This window comes from Vibrio sp. 10N.261.52.C11 (assembly GCF_041471405.1).
Taxonomy (GTDB): Bacteria; Pseudomonadota; Gammaproteobacteria; order Enterobacterales; family Vibrionaceae; genus Vibrio; species Vibrio crassostreae_C.
The window spans coordinates 1-1775 of sequence record NZ_JBFROI010000099.1 but is presented as its reverse complement, the minus strand read 5'-3'; the positions used below and the strand labels follow the sequence as shown (position 1 = coordinate 1775).

The 1775-nt window shown below is 41.1% G+C and carries 4 protein-coding genes; all 4 read right to left on the bottom strand.

Going from position 1 to position 1775, the window contains the following annotated elements; all coding sequences use genetic code 11:
* The coding region (locus tag AB4323_RS23345) for a lytic transglycosylase domain-containing protein (protein ID WP_372153463.1) at window positions 1-256 on the bottom strand (256 nt) is incomplete at its 3' end.
* A 52-nt stretch (window positions 257-308) separates the two neighbouring features.
* Entirely contained in the window at window positions 309-644 is a 336-nt protein-coding gene (locus AB4323_RS23340; RefSeq protein WP_102535541.1) for a type I restriction endonuclease subunit M, read from the bottom strand.
* Window positions 645-719: 75 nt separating this feature from the next.
* Window positions 720-1106 (bottom strand): hypothetical protein, encoded by a 387-nt coding sequence (locus tag AB4323_RS23335; protein ID WP_102535540.1) that lies wholly within the window; start codon window positions 1104-1106, stop codon window positions 720-722.
* Between the two features lie 43 nt (window positions 1107-1149).
* Window positions 1150-1533 (bottom strand): hypothetical protein, encoded by a 384-nt coding sequence (locus AB4323_RS23330; RefSeq protein WP_102535539.1) that lies wholly within the window; start codon window positions 1531-1533, stop codon window positions 1150-1152.
* Window positions 1534-1775: the final 242 nt, after the last annotated feature.

Sequence of the window (1775 nt, the reverse complement as noted above, 5' to 3'; positions counted from 1 at the left end):
TTTCATTCACATTAAATTCAGATAGTCGATCAAACCAATGGGAATTGATTTGCATCAATCCAAAGTCACGACTAACCACCTCACCGACTCTATTTTTATTTTCATTGTACGCGTTCGGCTTTAAGCTGCTCTCTACCGTTGCAATGGATTTTAAAAGCTGTGGATCGACATTATAAAATCGCCCTGCCTCATCAAAGCAAAAAGCCCAACTGAAACACGGCGATAACAGCGAAAGATAAAGTAATGGTTTCATCATAAAAAAGAGCCCTAATAATAGGACTCTCATTTTATGCCATCCCATTGAGATATCAATATTCACAAGGTAATAAAATTGTGGTCACACTGCGGTCACGTTTAGTTATTATCCAAACGGACTGTTTACAAATCGTATAATTCGATATCACTCTCTCGCCTGTTTTGGTTGCTTCGTCATTGGTGATTTTATCTTCAATGCAAGTCTCTCCCCAATCTCCACTTTGGTGACGCTGCAAATAAATCGACAAGTTAGCACCGACATTATTATCTAATAACTGCTCAATACCTTGCGTATAGACCACTTTACCCAACGAAAACGGCACAGCCGTACACATATAAAATTTTGCTTTTGTTTCTTCTCTATCTTGTGTAGCATTCAGAATGTTCATTAAATCTAACTCCGATGTAATTGAACATGCCTTGATATTTGAGACAGCAAATATCAAGGCGCTTTATTTTCACGCTTAATAAACGTCTTCCGTTTTACGAATATGATTAAACACTTCATGAATTTCATCGTAAGTGATGCCATACCCTTCGAGCTTTTCCACACAGTCACAAATATCATTGGTGTAGAAACACTCATGATTAAATAACTCACGACGAATGATCGCTTTTTTCCCGTTCTCTTTGATATCTTCGGCGATCCCTTCTTGAGCGATAGAATCTAAACGAGTCATTAATTGCTTGGCATTATCAACTGGGCAAATTAAACCCATACCTATCACCGCATATTTCACGCCCTCTTTTTTTTCATCATCGAACTGTTGATTAGAAAAAGCAAAGAACGCCCCTGCCTCATTAAAAGCCTGAGTTTGTTTGTCTTGAATATAGTGTGAGAGATATTTCATCTTTTAAGTCTCCATTTTATAATTAAGGGGATGATCCACTCTTTTATGTTTCGATGTATTGATGGTTGTTTGTCACCCATCCTATGACTACAGCACGACTATTCAGCCCTACCTTATTTGTTTCAGTAATCACATGACCTCTCGCGATGCCTTGCCCCCAGTACGGCTTATTGAGTTCTGTTTCTGGGAACAAAACCGTCAGTTCTAGCCAAACACTGGAATGCCTGGCTCTTGCTTTTACGTGAGCGGCAATCACGACAATATTTTCCACAGATGTTGATCCTGATAGGGCAACATCACGACTTGGCTCTACTGGTTGCAGACGCTTAGAGATATCATTTTTGGGTGAGCTTTCGTGCTCCAGCGGCGAAACGCTGGTCACTGAATTTGAATTAGAGAGAGTTAGGTTTGAATTTTGTTGCGCCATGAAGATTTTCCTTTTGTTTGAGTATCACTTTTCGGAGCCGCTTGGCTGTCCGCTCTCTCAACATCGTTCTGCTTTGCAAGGGCGCGCAGCGTTCATTTACCCTTGCAAAGCAGGTTGTGGGGAGAGACGGTTAACAGCCTGCGAGCCCGTAAATGATGCGAGTGAAAGGAAATCGGCGCATAAGAAAACAAGCCTTACTCGAACTTATTCAAAGGCAGGGAGAGCAACGAGGAGGCACGACG